Raw genomic sequence first — 15,606 nt, 5'->3', positions numbered from 1 at the left:
TGAAATGAAAGAGCCACCTATCAAAACGCGTACGTCTGATTGGTCTGAAACTTTCACAAAAATTAAAACCAAACTAGACCCAGATGGCAAACAACAGCAGAAACAAGTCTATAAATTATTAGGTAAATAACTTTATAAAACTAACTAGTATAAACTAAAAACCAGTAAATGAGCGTTGTCATCTCATTTACTGGTTAATTTATATATATCGAATTTTTAATTAATAGTAATTAAATATGAAATTAATCAATTTTTGTAGTTAATAATGGTCCATCTTTAGTAACGATAACCGTATGTTCGATTTGAGCGACAAAACTCTTATCTCTAGTTTCGAAGGCCCATTCATTTTTACCTTCTGTTACAAAAGTTGCTTTAGAAGAAATAAATGGCTCTACTGCAATTACAACCCCTTCTTTAAGTAAAGTTTTATCTTTAGGATCATAATAGTTCATAACATGGTTAGGGGCCTCATGTAGTGATTGACCTACACCATGCCCAGTTAGATTTTTAATGACAGTTAAATCATTTTGACGTGCTGTTGCATGTACTGCTTTACCGATATTACTTAATTTAGTTCCAGGTTTAACTTTTGCCATTGCATTTTCAAATGCCATTAGTGCAACATCACATACTTTTTGTTTAAGTGGGTCACTTGCTTTACCCACAACAAAAGAAATACCTGTATCAGCGTAATAACCATTTTTTAGAGCTGATACATCTATATTAACTAAATCTCCTTCACGAATGATTCGTTTGCCAGGAATGCCATGCGCTACTTCTTCATTAACACTTATACATGTTTGCCCAGGGAAATTCTCATCATGAATAGGTGCTGAAATAGCACCATGTTCTTCAAACAAATCTTTAGCTATATTGTCTAATTCTTTAGTTGTAATACCAGGTTTAGTAGCTTCTTGCATAGTATCTCTAACCTTAGCACAAATGTAACCTATCTCTTTTAAGGCTTGTAATTCTTCTTCTGTTTTTACAATCATAATATCCCGTTCCTTTTTAAATTGTGATTACATCTTATTATACCAAAAAAATTTTGATATACTAAACATACAAAAAATGAAGCGCAAAATAATTTCTGTTTAAAAGATAAAATTATAATTGTTATTTTCGTACAACGAGAGGATTTATCATATGGATAAATGGTACAAGAAAATTATAGGAGCGAGAACAATCAAAACTGGCCTAGCGACCTTTTTAACATCGCTATTTTGTTTGATGCTTGATCTCACTCCAATCTTCGCTATATTAACTGCTATTGTAACTATCGAACCTACTGCAAAGGCGTCATTAAAAAAAGGTTATAGAAGATTGCCCGCAACGGTAATTGGTGCATTATTTGCTGTACTTTTTACTTTTATTTTTGGTGACCAATCGGCTTTAACGTATACGTTTAGTGCACTTTTTACTATCTTAGTTTGTACTAAATTAAACCTGCAAGTTGGTACTACTGTTGCGGTGTTAACATCGGTTGCCATGATACCTGGCATACACGACGCCTATTTATTCAACTTTTTTTCAAGATTATTAACTGCATTAATCGGTTTGGTTACAGCAGGATTGGTCAATTTTATAGTTCTGCCTCCTAAATATTATCAGCAAATTGAAGATAATTTAACGCAATCCGAATATAAAATGTATGAGTTGTTCTCTTCAAGATGTAACGAATTATTATTAGGAAAATTTGATTCTGATCATAGTAACGATCTTTTAAATAAGTTGATGGGTGTTATAAACAAGACTGAAACTTTAACTGGCTATCAAAAAGACGAATTACATTATCATAAAAACAAAGAAGATGAATGGAAACGATTAAAAAATATTTCGAACCGTTCCTATATCGATAGATTACTGGCTACTCACCTATCAAATATTATATATTTACCTAAACACATACATTTAGTTTTTACACCTGAGGAAAAAATAGCTATTATTAAAATTAGTAATAGTGTCAATAATATTATCAAAAGCAATCATTTTGAGCCTCACCTCTCATCTGCATCAACACTTAAATCTTCTGTCAAACTCTTAGAAGAATTTGATCAGAATCAAATCAAAAGTCATGTCATTTATGAAATACTTCTAATCTATAAATTATTAGATAGTAGATATAATGACAAATAAAAAGTGACGTACTGGAAAATTTCTATAGATCCGGTACGTCATTTTTAATTGCTTATTATATTTGTTATTTTTTTGATGATCTTTCTATAATAACTCTTTTAGCCGCTTCTTCTTCAGTGTTATCTAATTGTTTAGGTTCAAAAGGCATACCTTTACGTTCGCAGGCTTTTTCTAATAAATAATCAGTCAGTTCATGATTCTTTGGAAGGATAGGTCCATGTAAATATGTTCCTAATAAATTTTTATAGTGAATACCTTCTTGTTTATCATCATCATTATTACCGTAACCAACCGTAACATGTCCTAACGTACCAAAATTATGATGTGTTCGACCACCGTGATTCTCGAAGCCAACTATCGTTCCAAATGTATCACTCTCGATTACTATATCACCAGTTAATCGTTCAGTTCGTGATTCAGTATAGAAATCTAAGATACCTAAACCTTCAAGTTCAGTTCCATCAGGCGTAATATATTTTGTTCCTAAAAATTGATAACCACCACAAATCGTTAATCCTGGCATACCATCTTCAATAGCATCTTTAAGTGTAGTCTTTATCTTGCTTAATTCCTTAGTAGCAATACTTTGTTCTCTATCGCTGCCACCGCCAATAAAGAAGATATCACAATTATCAAGCGTCACACCTTCAGTTTGGTTAACTTCTACTACATTTAATTGAATACCACGTTTCTTTGCTCTTTGTTTGAGTGCAATAATATTTCCTATATCACTATATAAATTTAATTTATCTGACATAAAATGATAAACGGTTAATTCATTCATATTTATTGCCCTCCTTTAAATGAACGATTAAGTTGTTCTAACATTGGAGATAAAGATGTGTAGTTAGGAATAGCTACAGTGAAACCTTCATAATTCATTGTCATTGCAGTTGCTTTATAAATATCTTTTTCAAGTATAATTGGAACATTTATTTCGGCTAATTTCAGACGTAATTGTAATTCTTCAGCTCGAGTCCCAGTAACAATGATCGTTTCAATATTTTGTTCGCTTAATTTCTCGAAATCGGCATCATAAATCCAAGAAGTATCACGACCATCAGCAGCATTATCATTTAGACTAATGACATATACTTTTTTACCTTCTAACTGTTCTCCTACTGATAAACTAGCATTCATACCTGCAGGATTCTTAGCTAAATTAATCATAGCCTCTTTATGATTAAGTTTAAAATATTGCATACGACCATTATCTGAAGTATATGATTCGAAACCAATTCGAATAGACTCATCATTGAGCCCTAATTCTCTCAACACAGTATAGGCAGCTAATGCATTATAAGCGTTGAAGTCTCCGGCAATTTTCATGTTAAATGTTGTTTCATTTATATTTAATACTAAGAACGGAGATACTGTGAATGATGAAACTTCATATTTAGGTAATTCACGTTTGAATCCACATGAACAATGGTAATGACCGATTTGATTATAATGAATGTAATCGTATGCTAATAATTTGCCACAATTTGGGCAATACTTACTCTCGTTCATAGTACTTTGCTCAAACTCATGTGCGTGTGCTTTCATACCATAATAAACGATAGAGTCACTAGCTATTTTAAGTCGACTTACAAAAGGATCATCTGCATTGAGTAACAATTTAATTCCTTTATTACTAATTGACTTAGCTATGTTATTTACCATTATATCTATTTCGCCAAAGCGATCCATTTGATCACGGAAGAAGTTAGTAAATATCATCATTGATGGAGTGACTTCTTTTAAAACTCGAGGAATAGATCCTTCATCGATTTCAATAACCGCTACTTTAGTATTTTTAGTGCTTTGCATGATAAAGGCAGATGTGATACCTGCTGCCATATTAGCACCTTCATTATTATGTATAATATCAATACGATTTGCTTTTAATGTATGTCCTACAAGATTAGATGTCGTCGTTTTACCATTAGTCCCACTAATAAAAACGATGTCATCTACTTGTGCAGCTAATTTTCTTAATATATTTTGATCCACTTTGCGGGCAACTTGTCCAGGTAAATCTGTACCTTTTTTCCCAGCAGCGATACTAGCCTTACGAGCCAATTTCGCTAAGTACGTTGCAGTCCATTGTCTCATGTGCTTCCTCCTCATATAAATCACTTGAATAATTATAACACGTAAAGGGTATAACAAAAAACATTCTCAATTAAAAATAACAAGTCACATTCTAGATTATAATAATTATTATTTACTAATGAGAATAGATTTGTTATACTTTTAATGAACAAAGACAAAATCAATTATAAAATCTTAAATAGAGGTGACTTAATTATGCTAAGTAAAGACTTGTTAGAAGCACTTAATGATCAAATGAACCATGAATATTTCGCAGCTCATGCTTATATGGCAATGGCAGCTTATTGCGATGATGCTTCATATGAAGGTTTCGCAAACTTCTATATCCAACAAGCTAAAGAAGAACGTTTCCACGGTAAAAAAATCTATGATTATATCAATGATCGTGGTGAACATGCTGAATTTAAATCAATACCAGCGCCTAAAACTGAATTTAAATCTATCCTTGAAACATTTAAAGATGGATTAGCACAGGAACAAGATGTTACTCGTCGTTTTTACAATTTATCTGAAATAGCTCAAAAAGATAAAGACTATGCTACGATTTCTTTCTTAAACTGGTTCTTAGATGAGCAAGTTGAAGAAGAATCAACATTTGAAACACATATTGATTATTTAAATCGTATTGGTGATGACTGCAATACTTTATATTTATATGAAAAAGAATTAGCAGCTCGTTCATTTGATGAAGAATAACTTTTATCTCAAGGTTTAATTATGATTGAGACAAACTATTTTTATTGCTTGCCTAGTACATTGTAAGTAACTAACATACACAAAAAGGTATAATGCTAGTTATTCTCAAGACTCATAAATATTAATGGAGTGGATAATGAATTCGAAATGAATTCATTTCTACTCTTTTTTTATTTTATGAATGCAACATTCTGGAAATAAATTTATATTTTTAGCTAAAATAAAAGAATCAATACTTGAAAGGACAGTGTTAGGAATGGAAAATGCCTTTATAGCATTAGACTTCGAAACTGCAAATGGTAAACGTACAAGTATCTGTTCAGTTGGTATGGTCAAAGTAGTTAACAATGAGATTGTGGAGTCTTTTTATACTTTAGTTAACCCTTTTGATTATTTCTCTCAGACGAATATTGAGGTTCACGGTATTACACCTGAAGACGTGAATGATGCTCCCAGTTTTGAATATGTATTCCCTTATATGATGCAATTTATTGGTAAATTACCTGTTGTTGCTCACAATGCTGCTTTTGATATGAATGTACTTCATCAAAGTTTAAAACAGTTAAATATAGAAACACCCTCCATGATTTACTTCTGTTCATATCAACTTGCTAAACGTACAATTGATGCATATCGCTACGGACTAAAACATTTAATGAAACATTATAAATTAGATTTTCACGGTCATCATGATGCACTCAACGATGCTAAAGCTTGTGCAATGATTACGTTTAGATTATTAAAACACTATGACAATTTACAAAGTATGCTACAAATTTATGGCAAAAATTTAAAAGATAAAGGTTAACCCATATGAATCGCAATTACTGGTTTAGTTTAATTGCTAATGTCATCATGAACCTTTATCTTTCTATAAAATCATAAATCGTCATATTCTCATATGTTGACTGTTCTAAATTGCCAACCGTTACACCGATTAACCTTATTGGAACATCAGGATCCTTCAAATCGTTATACAAATCATAAGCTACGTTATATATATCAATATCTCTACTTACTGCCTCTCTCAAACTTCTTTGTTTGGAAAATGTTTCATATTGATACGTTTTTAATTTAACTGTTACGGTGCTACCTGATTTTTGTAACTTAGATAGACGTTCTGCAGTCTTGCCAGATAGTTCCCATATTTTTTGTAAAATTTCTTCATCATCATTCACATCAGTTGAAAATGTTCGTTCAGTACCCACGGATTTACGCACTCTCGTTGCTTTTACTTCACTATGATCAATTCCTCGAGCTTTAAGATATAAGCCACGACCTCTTTTTCCGAACCAATGTATTAATTCAAATTCAGTTTTATCATACAAATCTTTACCTGTATATATATCATGGTTATGCATGACTTTTTTCGATGCTTTACCCACACCTGGAAAGTCACCAATATCAAGATTCATTAAAATATCGTTTACATTATTATAATCGATAACCTTCATGCCATTAGGCTTATTCATACCACTTGCTAATTTTGCTAAAAATTTATTATACGATACACCTGCAGAAGAAGTTAATCCAGTTTGTTCAAATATGTCGCGTCGAATAAACGTTGCGATTTTAGATGCAGACAAGTCAGGTCTAACAAGGTGAGTAATATCTAAATACGCTTCATCCAATGACATAGGTTCTACAATATCTGTATAACTTTTAAATATAGACATTATCACGGCAGAGGCTTCTCTATAAGCGTCAAATCTTGCTCTTACATAATATCCATTAGGACATAATTTATGGGCTTGAGACATTGGCATTGCAGAATGAACCCCATATTTTCTAGCCTCGTAAGAAGCAGTAGAAACCACACCACGAGTACTTGCCTTACCACCTACAATTACAGGTTTACCTTTTAATTTAGGGTTATCTCGCATTTCTACTTGTGCAAAAAAGTAATCCATATCTATATGAATAATCCTTCTTTCAGCCATCGTCTCACCTCTTTTAAAATAAACCAAAATAAAATAAGCCTCAATATAATTATAATGTGACTAGCAACAAAACTCATGAAATGTGCACATAAATAATTATATTGAGACTCACAATTTATTCAAATTCGTCATTAGCTTGTATTGGTCTTTGATGATACATAATTAAACCTTCATCTGATGGATGTATATATTCAAATTTATTAGTAAATGTAATACCTACTAAATATAAATCAATTAAGCAATATCCAATATGTATACTTAACATAATAATAATTGAGGAGTATGCGTAAATACTGAATATAAACATTAATACTCCTGTTAATATAAACATTGGAGCTAGCATTATTGTGCAAAATTGCCATTTATTAAAATATTTTTTAGAAATATGTACTAATAAAAAACCTTTTTTATATTTAAAATGAGGCTGTTCTCCTTTTGAACAGATAAAAAATGAAATTCTATGAATCAGTTCATGAAGTCCTAAAATAACTATAAAACCTAAAATACCATATAATAAGTTAGCTAAAAATGTTTGTTCATGAATGGTTGTAAACATGAATGCCCATTTATAAGTAAACACTATCATAAATAAAATCACTACTAATTGAGTTACCATAAATTTAGGTAAGTTGATTCTATTTGGAGAAAAATCAATTTTCTGCACAATAATGACCTCCAATCTCTGTTAATTTTCAACCATAGTATACACAGTCGATGTTAAGAAAAAAATCTTTTTTATAAGATTTAATGCTCTGTAACCATTTCTTAATATTTGTATTAAAATTTTACGTTTAAGATTTTCTTTCAAATAATGCAACTGTCTCTACATGTGTTGTTTGAGGAAACATATCGACTGGTGTAATTTCTTGCAATTCATATTGTGAATCTAATATTTGAGCATCTCTTTGTTGCGTAGATGGATTACAAGAAATGTAGACAATACGCTTAGGATTTAGTTTAAGCAGTGTTTGTAAGAAAGTTTCATCGCACCCTTTTCTCGGGGGATCTACCATAACAACATCTGGTTTGATACCTTGTTGTTTCCATTTTATAATGACTTCTTCTGCTTTTCCACAGACAAAAGTTGTATTTTCAAATCCATTTAAAGTCGCATTTTGTTGTGCATCTTTAATCGCTGACGGCACGACCTCAACACCATAAACATGTTTCGCTACTGACGCCATATATAAACCTATCGTACCAATACCGCAATATGTATCAAGAACTGTTTCTTCACCTGTCAATTGCGCATACTCTATTGCTTTTTGATATAATTTTTCAGTTTGAGAAGAATTTATTTGATAGAATGATTGGTCACTTATCTTAAATGTAGTATCACTAAGTTGATCAGCAATCTTATCTTTGCCGTATAACGTTACAGACTGTTGCCCCATAATTACATTGGAATGACTATTATTAATATTTTGTTTAATGCTAGCTATGTTAGGAAAAGTTTCTTTTAATTTTTCAACTAAAATTGAAGCTTGCTGGAAATTTTTACCATTTGTTACAAAAACGACCATCTTATCATCAGAATAATAGCCTGTGCGAATAACTAAATGTCTTAAAAGTCCTTTTTTTGTACACTCATTATAAACACTAATATCGTAATCAATAATCCATTGTTTGACGTGATTCATAATATCTTGGTGTATATCATCTTGAATTAAGCAACTATCCATATCGATAATATCGTGACTTCTTTGTCGATAATATCCTATAATTGCTTTTCCATCTCTATCTTTACCAATTGGCAACTGTGATTTATTTCTGTAATGCCAAGGATGATTCATACCGATAGTTTTGTTAATGATTGTATTACTAAATTGTGCTTTTCTATGGAATAAGTTGGTAACTTGTGACTGCTTCATAGCTAATTGGGCATCATATGTCATGTGTTGCAATTGACAACCACCACACTTCCAATAGTATTTACATGGCGGTTCCACGCGTTGTTCACTTGGTTTAATAACTTGAAGTAGTTTACCAATAGCAAAATTTTTCTTTACTTTTATAATTTTATATTTAATCACTTCACCAATTAACGCATTTGGCACAAATATCGGATAACGGTCGATTTTAATGACGCCATGCCCTTCATGTGTTAAATCAACAATGTTACCTTGTTTTATTTCATTTTTAATTATGGTTTCCATTATTTCACCCCACATAAAAAGAGGTTAGAGTAGTTTAATCTTGGTTTTGTTTTTCATACCTAAGACATCAAAACTATTGCTCAACCTCTTCAACTGTATAATTTACTCTGATATTTCATTGTTTTTAATAATTTCTTCATTCGATGGCTTCTCTTCAATAATACCATCTTCGACTTGTTGATCTTCAGTTAATTCCTCATTATATATATCTTTTGGCGTACATACTTCGATATGTCTTTTTAAATTCAAGAAATTAGCTGGTAATTTACCACCATATTCACCATCTACATTCAATTGCATTTCAGTAAAGGATGAGATATTAATTGATTTAGCTTTCTCATAAATAACCTTTGGATGCTTAATGTGTTCTCCGCGAGATGCTAAGGTCATGATGTGCCCTAGTTCAGCAAGGTTAGCCTTTTCTACAATAATTAATGTAAAATGCCCGTCGTCTAACTTAGCATCTGGAACTAATTTCTCAAATCCTGCCATTGAGTTTGTCAGTCCTAATAAGAATAATAATGCCTCACCTTGAAAAACTTGATTATCATATTCTATACGCAAATCTACAGCTTTCATCTGAGGTAACATTTCAAATCCTTTAATATAATACGCAAAGGGGCCTACAATTGACTTTAATCGACTTGGCGTCTCATAAGAAACTTGAGTTAATTGACCACCAGCTGCTAAATTGATGAAATAACGATTATTCATTTTTCCTATATCCACTTTAGTCGTGTGATCATCAATAATAACATCAACAGCACCCATAATATCACTTGGTAAGTGCAAGGCTCTACCGAAATCATTCACTGTCCCCATAGGGATGATACCTAATTTAGGGCGATTGGGCTGTTCAGCTATGCCATTAACAACTTCATTAAGTGTGCCATCTCCACCAGCTGCTATAATAATATCATAATCTCTTTTAAGTGCACGTTCAGCTTCAAGCGTTGCATCGCCTTCACGCTCAGTTGCATAAGCACTTGTCTCATACCCGGCACGTTCTAATTTAATTAAAACATCTGGTAAAGTTCTTTTAAAAAGTTCCTTTCCAGAAGTTGGATTATAAATGATTCTTGCACGTTTTCTCATAAATTATCCCTCATCTTTTTATACATATTCTTATATTAAATGATTTATAAGAGAGTTGGAAGTATTTAAATCAATAATCTTTAAAATACATTTATTACACTATTTACAATTAAATAATCATAGCAGTTATAACATTAAAAATAATTGAACTAAAAACACCACACACCAAAATTAAAAGGCTTGTTCCCTAACCATGATAGGAAACAAACCTTAAATGATGCTTTAATTCATTATGTTTAAATCTTTAATTAACGTTTATTTAATTCTTGTTTTAATATTTGGTTTACTTTTTGAGGATTAGCTTGGCCTTTAGATGCTTTCATAATTTGACCAACTAAGAAGCCCATTGCTTTCCCTTTACCATTTTTATAATCTTCAACAGATTGAGGGTTATTATCTAAAGCTTCAGTGACGAATTTAGTTAAAGTAGCTTCATCAGAAATTTGAACTAAACCTTTATCTTCCATAATTTGTTTAGCATCGCCACCATTTTCAGCTAATTCTGGGAAAACTTTTTTAGCGATTTTACTACTCATCGTACCATCTTCAATAAGTTTAATCATACCAGCAAGGTTTTCTGGTGTTAATTTAGTATCTTGTAACTCAACTTGGTTTTTATTTAAATATTCATTAACGCCACCCATTAACCAGTTTGAAGTTAACTTAACGTCTGCACCTTTTTCAATAGCACCTTCAAAGAAATCAGACATCTCTTTAGTAAGTGTTAATACGTGCGCATCGTATTCAGGTAAACCTAAATCATTTACATATTTAGCTTTACGCTCATCTGGTAATTCAGGGATTGTTTGACGTACACGCTCTTTCCATTCTTCATCTACGTATAAAGGTACAATATCAGGTTCAGGGAAGTAACGGTAGTCATCTGAGCCTTCTTTAACACGCATAAGAATTGTTTTACCAGTTGATTCATCAAAACGGCGTGTCTCTTGTCCAATAGTACCACCGTTTAATAATTCTTCTTCTTGGCGTTTTTCTTCGTACTCTAAACCTTTTCTAACATAGTTAAATGAATTTAGGTTTTTCAATTCAGTTTTTGTACCAAATTCTTCTTGTCCATAAGGACGTAATGAAATATTGGCATCACAACGTAATGAGCCTTCTTCCATTTTACAGTCTGATACACCTGTATATTGAATAATTGAACGTAATTTTTCTAAGTAAGCATAAGCTTCTTTAGGAGATCTAATATCTGGTTCAGATACAATTTCAATTAATGGTGTACCTTGACGGTTTAAGTCTACTAAAGAGTATCCATCTTTATGTGTTGATTTACCAGCATCTTCTTCCATGTGAAGACGTGTGATTCCAATACGTTTTGTTTCACCATCTACTTCAATATCAATATAACCATTTTCACCAATTGGTTGATCAAATTGAGAAATTTGATAAGCTTTAGGATTATCTGGATAGAAATAGTTTTTACGGTCAAATTTAGAATTTGTAGCGATATCCATATTTAAAGCCATTGATGCACGCATAGCCCAGTCTACAGCACGTCTATTAACAACCGGTAATACACCAGGATATGCTAAATCAATAACATTTGTATTTGAGTTAGGTTCAGCTCCAAAATGTGCTGGTGATGGAGAGAACATTTTTGAGTCTGTTTTTAGCTCAACGTGAACTTCAAGTCCGATAACTGTTTCAAAATGCATTATTTCCACTCCTTATAATTTTTCATATGCGTCATGTAAATTGAATTGTGTTTCATATTGATATGCCACACGATATAACGTCTTTTCATCAAAAGGTTTACCGATAAATTGTAAGCCAATTGGTCTACCGTTTGATTGCCCACAAGGAACAGAAATACCTGGTAAACCAGCTAAGTTAACAGGTGTAGTTAATAAGTCATTAGCATACATAGTTAAAGGATCATCGATTTCATCACCTAAGTTAAACGCAGTAGTTGGTGCAGTTGGACCTACAACAACATCATAGTTTTCAAAAACTTTATCAAAGTCATTCTTGATTAATGTTCTAACTTTTTGTGATTTTTTATAGTAAGCATCATAATAACCAGAACTTAATGCAAATGTACCTAGGAAGATACGACGCTTAACTTCAGCACCAAATCCTTCTGATCTAGACATTTTATATAATTCTTCTAATGATTGCGCTTCTTTTGAATGGTAGCCATAACGTATACCATCAAAGCGAGCTAAGTTCGCTGATGCTTCTGATGACGCGATAACATAATATGATGGTATACCATATTTAGTATTTGGAAGTGATACTTCATCAACTTCTGCACCTAGAGATTTAAGTGTTTCAACTGCATTCTTAACAGCTTCTTTAACATCATCATTGATACCTTCACCTAAATATTCTTTTGGTAAAGCAACTTTTAAGCCTTTAATGTCTTTACCAATTTCTGAAGTAAAGTCAACATCTTCAACTGGTGCACTTGTAGAATCATTTCTATCAACGCCTGAAATTGTCTCTAGTACGATAGCGTTATCTTTAACATTTCTTGTAATTGGACCAATTTGGTCTAATGAAGATGCAAAAGCAACTAAACCGAAACGTGATACACGCCCATAAGTTGGTTTCATACCCACTACACCACAATATGCTGCTGGTTGTCGAATTGAACCACCAGTATCTGAACCTAGACTGAATGGTACTAAACCTGCAGCAACTGCTGCTGCTGAACCACCTGACGAACCACCTGGAACAGCTGTATGATCGAATGGGTTAACAGTTTGTTTGAAATATGATGTTTCAGTAGAACCACCCATAGCAAATTCATCCATGTTTAGTTTACCGATTAGAATCGCATTTTCATCATGTAGTTTGTTCATTACAGTAGATTCATAGATTGGAACAAAACCTTCTAACATCTTACTAGCACATGTTGTTTCCACATCTTTAGTAATGATGTTGTCCTTAATTCCCATAGGAATACCAAACAATTTACCTTCCATTTGGCCTTTTGCTTGTAATTCATCTAATTCTTTTGCTTTTTTAATAGCATTATCTTTATCTAGTGCTAAAAATGATTTAATAGTAGGATCCGTTTCTTCAATTGCATCATAGATGTCTTTGACAACTTCTGAAGGCTTAATCTCATTGTTTTTAATCATTTCTGATAATTTTTCAACTGATTCATAACGAATACTCATCTTAAGCTTCCTCCTCATTCATGATAGCTGGTACTTTAAATTGACCATTTTCTGTCTCTTTAGCATTTTTTAATGCAAGTTCTTGAGGAATGCCCTCGATTGTTTCATCATCACGTAACACATTTTGTAAATCTAATACATGATAAGTTGGTTCAATACCTTCTGTATCTGCTGTGTCATTTTGTTTAGCAAAATCTAAGATACTTTCAAGTGTATTAGCCATTTCTTCAGTTTCTTCTTCAGAAATTTGAAGTCTTGCTAAATGTGCTATATGTTCAACCTCTTCACGTGTAACTTTAGTCATTTATTAAAAGCCTCCTTATTACTCATTCATCATAAAATTGTATCAAATTTTCACTTAAAAATCTAAATATTTATTGAGACAACATAACTTCATGACATTATTGATGATTAATTCATAGGTAAGTAATTAATAAATGCTTTATAAATAATGTAACTCAATTATTAATTTAACGATAATAATGACCTAAATTTTATATCAAAAATATTTATAATCTTTAATATGCATGTTACGTATAATAAAATCAATAAACATTTTTACATTTTGAAAACGCTTACTATCTTGCTTTAAAAGTGTTTATTTTTTAAAAATTAAAATTTACACTTCTCTAAACCATTCACTACATTGTATAATATTACATGTAACTAAATTATTTAAAAAAGTTACATACTCATGCAATTGAAATTTACCAATGTTTATAAGTCATCTAAATCTTCACATCATATAAAAAAAGGGGGTATTTCTTTATGCTTATTTTAGGAGCAAGCTTGCCTAGTCAAGTTAATACCAATTGGCAAACATACATAATGATTGCGATTTATTTTATTATTTTACTTATCATTGGATATTATGGCTACAAACAAGCTACAGGTAATTTAAGTGATTATATGCTTGGTGGACGTAGTATCGGCCCATATATCACAGCTTTATCTGCAGGTGCATCAGATATGAGTGGCTGGATGATAATGGGGCTACCAGGTTCAGTCTATAGTACTGGTTTATCAGCAATATGGATAACAATTGGTCTCACATTAGGTGCATATGTTAACTATCTAGTCGTTGCACCAAGGTTGAGAGTTTATACTGAAGTGGCAGGTGATGCAATCACCCTTCCAGATTTCTTTAAAAATCGACTTAACGATAAAGAAAATATTATTAAAATTATTTCTGGTTTAATAATAGTTATATTCTTTACTCTATATACGCACTCTGGGTTTGTATCAGGTGGTAAACTATTTGAAAGCGCGTTTGGACTAAATTATCATTTTGGATTAATTTTAGTTGCAGTTATCGTTATCGCTTATACTTTCTTCGGAGGATATTTAGCTGTATCTATAACTGATTTCTTCCAAGGTATAATCATGTTAATTGCAATGGTTATGGTCCCTATTGTTGCAATGTTACAACTTAATGGTTGGGATACGTTTTCTCGAGTTGCTGAAATGAAGCCAACAAATATGGATTTATTTAGAGGCACAACCTTTCTAGGTATGGTTTCATTATTTGCATGGGGTCTAGGTTATTTTGGACAACCTCATATCATCGTTAGATTTATGTCTATTAAGTCACATAAAATGCTACCTAAAGCTCGCCGTTTAGGTATAAGTTGGATGACTGTAGGTTTACTTGGTGCTGTAGGCGTAGGATTAACTGGTATCGCATTCATTCCAGATAATCATATTAAGATGGATGATCCTGAGACACTATTCATCATTATGAGTCAAATTCTATTTCATCCTTTAGTAGGCGGGTTCTTATTGGCTGCCATTCTTGCAGCTATCATGAGCACAATCTCATCACAACTATTAGTAACATCAAGTTCATTAACTGAAGACTTTTATAAATTAATACGTGGTGAAGAGCGTGCGAAAACACATCAAAAAGAATTCGTGTTAGTTGGTAGATTGTCGGTATTAGTTGTGGCAATTGTAGCAATTGCAATTGCTTGGTCTCCAAATGATACAATTCTTAACTTAGTTGGCAACGCATGGGCCGGCTTTGGAGCTTCTTTCAGTCCCTTAGTATTATTCTCACTTTATTGGAAAAAGCTAACACGAGCTGGTGCTATCAGCGGTATGGTAGCAGGTGCCCTTGTTGTAATTATATGGATTGCTTGGATAAAACCTTTAGCGAGTATAAATGAAATTTTCGGAATGTATGAAATTATTCCAGGATTCATCGTTAGTGTCATCTTTACATATGTAGTGAGTTTATTGACTCAACATCCAGGTGACTTTGTTGAAAGAGATATTGAAAAAGTTAAATCTATTATTCGTGAAAAATAATAATATTAAACAAAAACTACGGATAACCCAATT

Annotated in this window: 15 protein-coding genes; 5 read left to right on the top strand and 10 right to left on the bottom strand. The window is 32.1% G+C overall.

The window, feature by feature from the left end:
• The first annotated feature begins 4 nt into the window (after positions 1-4).
• A complete protein-coding gene (locus tag HMPREF3134_RS12485; RefSeq protein ID WP_256262273.1) occupies positions 5-130 on the top strand; it encodes a hypothetical protein in 126 nt (41 codons plus the stop codon).
• A 112-nt stretch (positions 131-242) separates the two neighbouring features.
• Here the strand turns inward: HMPREF3134_RS12485 and map are convergent, their stop codons facing one another.
• Positions 243-995 carry a type I methionyl aminopeptidase gene (map, locus tag HMPREF3134_RS06275; protein WP_053025476.1) on the bottom strand — a complete coding sequence of 251 codons (753 nt, stop codon included), beginning with the start codon at positions 993-995 and terminating at the stop codon, positions 243-245.
• A gap of 151 nt (positions 996-1,146) precedes the next feature.
• Here map and HMPREF3134_RS06270 point away from each other — a divergent pair, with 151 nt between their 5' ends.
• Complete coding sequence (locus HMPREF3134_RS06270; protein ID WP_070441561.1) at positions 1,147-2,136, top strand: FUSC family protein; 990 nt, start codon at positions 1,147-1,149, stop codon at positions 2,134-2,136.
• A gap of 64 nt (positions 2,137-2,200) precedes the next feature.
• Here HMPREF3134_RS06270 and HMPREF3134_RS06265 read toward each other — a convergent pair whose 3' ends face one another.
• Both HMPREF3134_RS06265 and HMPREF3134_RS06260 read right to left on the bottom strand, forming a co-directional pair.
• Positions 2,201-2,920 carry a lipid II isoglutaminyl synthase subunit GatD gene (locus HMPREF3134_RS06265; protein WP_053025085.1) on the bottom strand — a complete coding sequence of 240 codons (720 nt, stop codon included), beginning with the start codon at positions 2,918-2,920 and terminating at the stop codon, positions 2,201-2,203.
• 2 nt (positions 2,921-2,922) lie between these two features.
• Positions 2,923-4,233, bottom strand: coding sequence for a lipid II isoglutaminyl synthase subunit MurT (locus HMPREF3134_RS06260; RefSeq protein ID WP_070441558.1), 1,311 nt, complete (start codon positions 4,231-4,233; stop codon positions 2,923-2,925).
• Between the two features lie 195 nt (positions 4,234-4,428).
• Between HMPREF3134_RS06260 and ftnA the strand changes: the two genes are divergently transcribed.
• Both ftnA and HMPREF3134_RS06250 read left to right on the top strand, forming a co-directional pair.
• Positions 4,429-4,929 (top strand): H-type ferritin FtnA, encoded by a 501-nt coding sequence (gene ftnA, locus HMPREF3134_RS06255; protein WP_011275365.1) that lies wholly within the window; start codon positions 4,429-4,431, stop codon positions 4,927-4,929.
• 256 nt (positions 4,930-5,185) lie between these two features.
• Positions 5,186-5,737 (top strand): 3'-5' exonuclease, encoded by a 552-nt coding sequence (locus HMPREF3134_RS06250; protein ID WP_037551142.1) that lies wholly within the window; start codon positions 5,186-5,188, stop codon positions 5,735-5,737.
• Positions 5,738-5,792: 55 nt separating this feature from the next.
• Here HMPREF3134_RS06250 and dinB read toward each other — a convergent pair whose 3' ends face one another.
• The 7 genes from dinB to gatC form a co-directional block, all read right to left on the bottom strand.
• Positions 5,793-6,869: a DNA polymerase IV gene (gene dinB / locus HMPREF3134_RS06245; protein ID WP_070441554.1), complete on the bottom strand. Its 1,077-nt coding sequence runs from the start codon at positions 6,867-6,869 to the stop codon at positions 5,793-5,795.
• Between the two features lie 115 nt (positions 6,870-6,984).
• Complete coding sequence (locus HMPREF3134_RS06240; protein WP_053025088.1) at positions 6,985-7,533, bottom strand: DUF3267 domain-containing protein; 549 nt, start codon at positions 7,531-7,533, stop codon at positions 6,985-6,987.
• Positions 7,534-7,660: 127 nt separating this feature from the next.
• A complete protein-coding gene (gene rlmD, locus HMPREF3134_RS06235; RefSeq protein WP_053025089.1) occupies positions 7,661-9,025 on the bottom strand; it encodes a 23S rRNA (uracil(1939)-C(5))-methyltransferase RlmD in 1,365 nt (454 codons plus the stop codon).
• A 102-nt stretch (positions 9,026-9,127) separates the two neighbouring features.
• Positions 9,128-10,120 carry a diacylglycerol kinase gene (locus HMPREF3134_RS06230; RefSeq protein ID WP_037537988.1) on the bottom strand — a complete coding sequence of 331 codons (993 nt, stop codon included), beginning with the start codon at positions 10,118-10,120 and terminating at the stop codon, positions 9,128-9,130.
• A gap of 248 nt (positions 10,121-10,368) precedes the next feature.
• Positions 10,369-11,796 carry an Asp-tRNA(Asn)/Glu-tRNA(Gln) amidotransferase subunit GatB gene (gatB, locus tag HMPREF3134_RS06225; RefSeq protein WP_053025090.1) on the bottom strand — a complete coding sequence of 476 codons (1,428 nt, stop codon included), beginning with the start codon at positions 11,794-11,796 and terminating at the stop codon, positions 10,369-10,371.
• Between the two features lie 12 nt (positions 11,797-11,808).
• A complete protein-coding gene (gene gatA, locus HMPREF3134_RS06220) occupies positions 11,809-13,266 on the bottom strand; it encodes an Asp-tRNA(Asn)/Glu-tRNA(Gln) amidotransferase subunit GatA (protein ID WP_037551153.1) in 1,458 nt (485 codons plus the stop codon).
• A 1-nt stretch (position 13,267) separates the two neighbouring features.
• Entirely contained in the window at positions 13,268-13,570 is a 303-nt protein-coding gene (gene gatC / locus HMPREF3134_RS06215) for an Asp-tRNA(Asn)/Glu-tRNA(Gln) amidotransferase subunit GatC (protein ID WP_070441551.1), read from the bottom strand.
• Between the two features lie 464 nt (positions 13,571-14,034).
• On the opposite strand from gatC, the gene putP reads away from it, so the two are divergent.
• A complete protein-coding gene (gene putP, locus HMPREF3134_RS06210) occupies positions 14,035-15,573 on the top strand; it encodes a sodium/proline symporter PutP (RefSeq protein ID WP_070441548.1) in 1,539 nt (512 codons plus the stop codon).
• Positions 15,574-15,606: the final 33 nt, after the last annotated feature.

It is taken from the genome of Staphylococcus sp. HMSC14D10 (genome assembly GCF_001808125.1).
GTDB lineage: Bacteria > Bacillota > Bacilli > Staphylococcales > Staphylococcaceae > Staphylococcus > Staphylococcus haemolyticus.
Note: the sequence above shows the minus strand (reverse complement) of the source record. Positions and strands in the feature narration are given on the sequence as shown.

What these genes read in the sequence shown, in the direction of transcription:
- gatA (WP_037551153.1), bottom strand. Translation starts at nt 13,266, where the DNA reads ATGAGTATTCGTTATGAATCAGTTGAAAAATTATCAGAAATGATTAAA.
- putP (WP_070441548.1), top strand. Translation starts at nt 14,035, where the DNA reads ATGCTTATTTTAGGAGCAAGCTTGCCTAGTCAAGTTAATACCAATTGG.
- map (WP_053025476.1), bottom strand. Translation starts at nt 995, where the DNA reads ATGATTGTAAAAACAGAAGAAGAATTACAAGCCTTAAAAGAGATAGGT.
- HMPREF3134_RS06260 (WP_070441558.1), bottom strand. Translation starts at nt 4,233, where the DNA reads ATGAGACAATGGACTGCAACGTACTTAGCGAAATTGGCTCGTAAGGCT.
- HMPREF3134_RS06250 (WP_037551142.1), top strand. Translation starts at nt 5,186, where the DNA reads ATGGAAAATGCCTTTATAGCATTAGACTTCGAAACTGCAAATGGTAAA.
- HMPREF3134_RS06265 (WP_053025085.1), bottom strand. Translation starts at nt 2,920, where the DNA reads ATGAATGAATTAACCGTTTATCATTTTATGTCAGATAAATTAAATTTA.
- HMPREF3134_RS06270 (WP_070441561.1), top strand. Translation starts at nt 1,147, where the DNA reads ATGGATAAATGGTACAAGAAAATTATAGGAGCGAGAACAATCAAAACT.
- gatC (WP_070441551.1), bottom strand. Translation starts at nt 13,570, where the DNA reads ATGACTAAAGTTACACGTGAAGAGGTTGAACATATAGCACATTTAGCA.
- dinB (WP_070441554.1), bottom strand. Translation starts at nt 6,869, where the DNA reads ATGGCTGAAAGAAGGATTATTCATATAGATATGGATTACTTTTTTGCA.
- HMPREF3134_RS06230 (WP_037537988.1), bottom strand. Translation starts at nt 10,120, where the DNA reads ATGAGAAAACGTGCAAGAATCATTTATAATCCAACTTCTGGAAAGGAA.
- HMPREF3134_RS12485 (WP_256262273.1), top strand. Translation starts at nt 5, where the DNA reads ATGAAAGAGCCACCTATCAAAACGCGTACGTCTGATTGGTCTGAAACT.
- ftnA (WP_011275365.1), top strand. Translation starts at nt 4,429, where the DNA reads ATGCTAAGTAAAGACTTGTTAGAAGCACTTAATGATCAAATGAACCAT.
- rlmD (WP_053025089.1), bottom strand. Translation starts at nt 9,025, where the DNA reads ATGGAAACCATAATTAAAAATGAAATAAAACAAGGTAACATTGTTGAT.
- gatB (WP_053025090.1), bottom strand. Translation starts at nt 11,796, where the DNA reads ATGCATTTTGAAACAGTTATCGGACTTGAAGTTCACGTTGAGCTAAAA.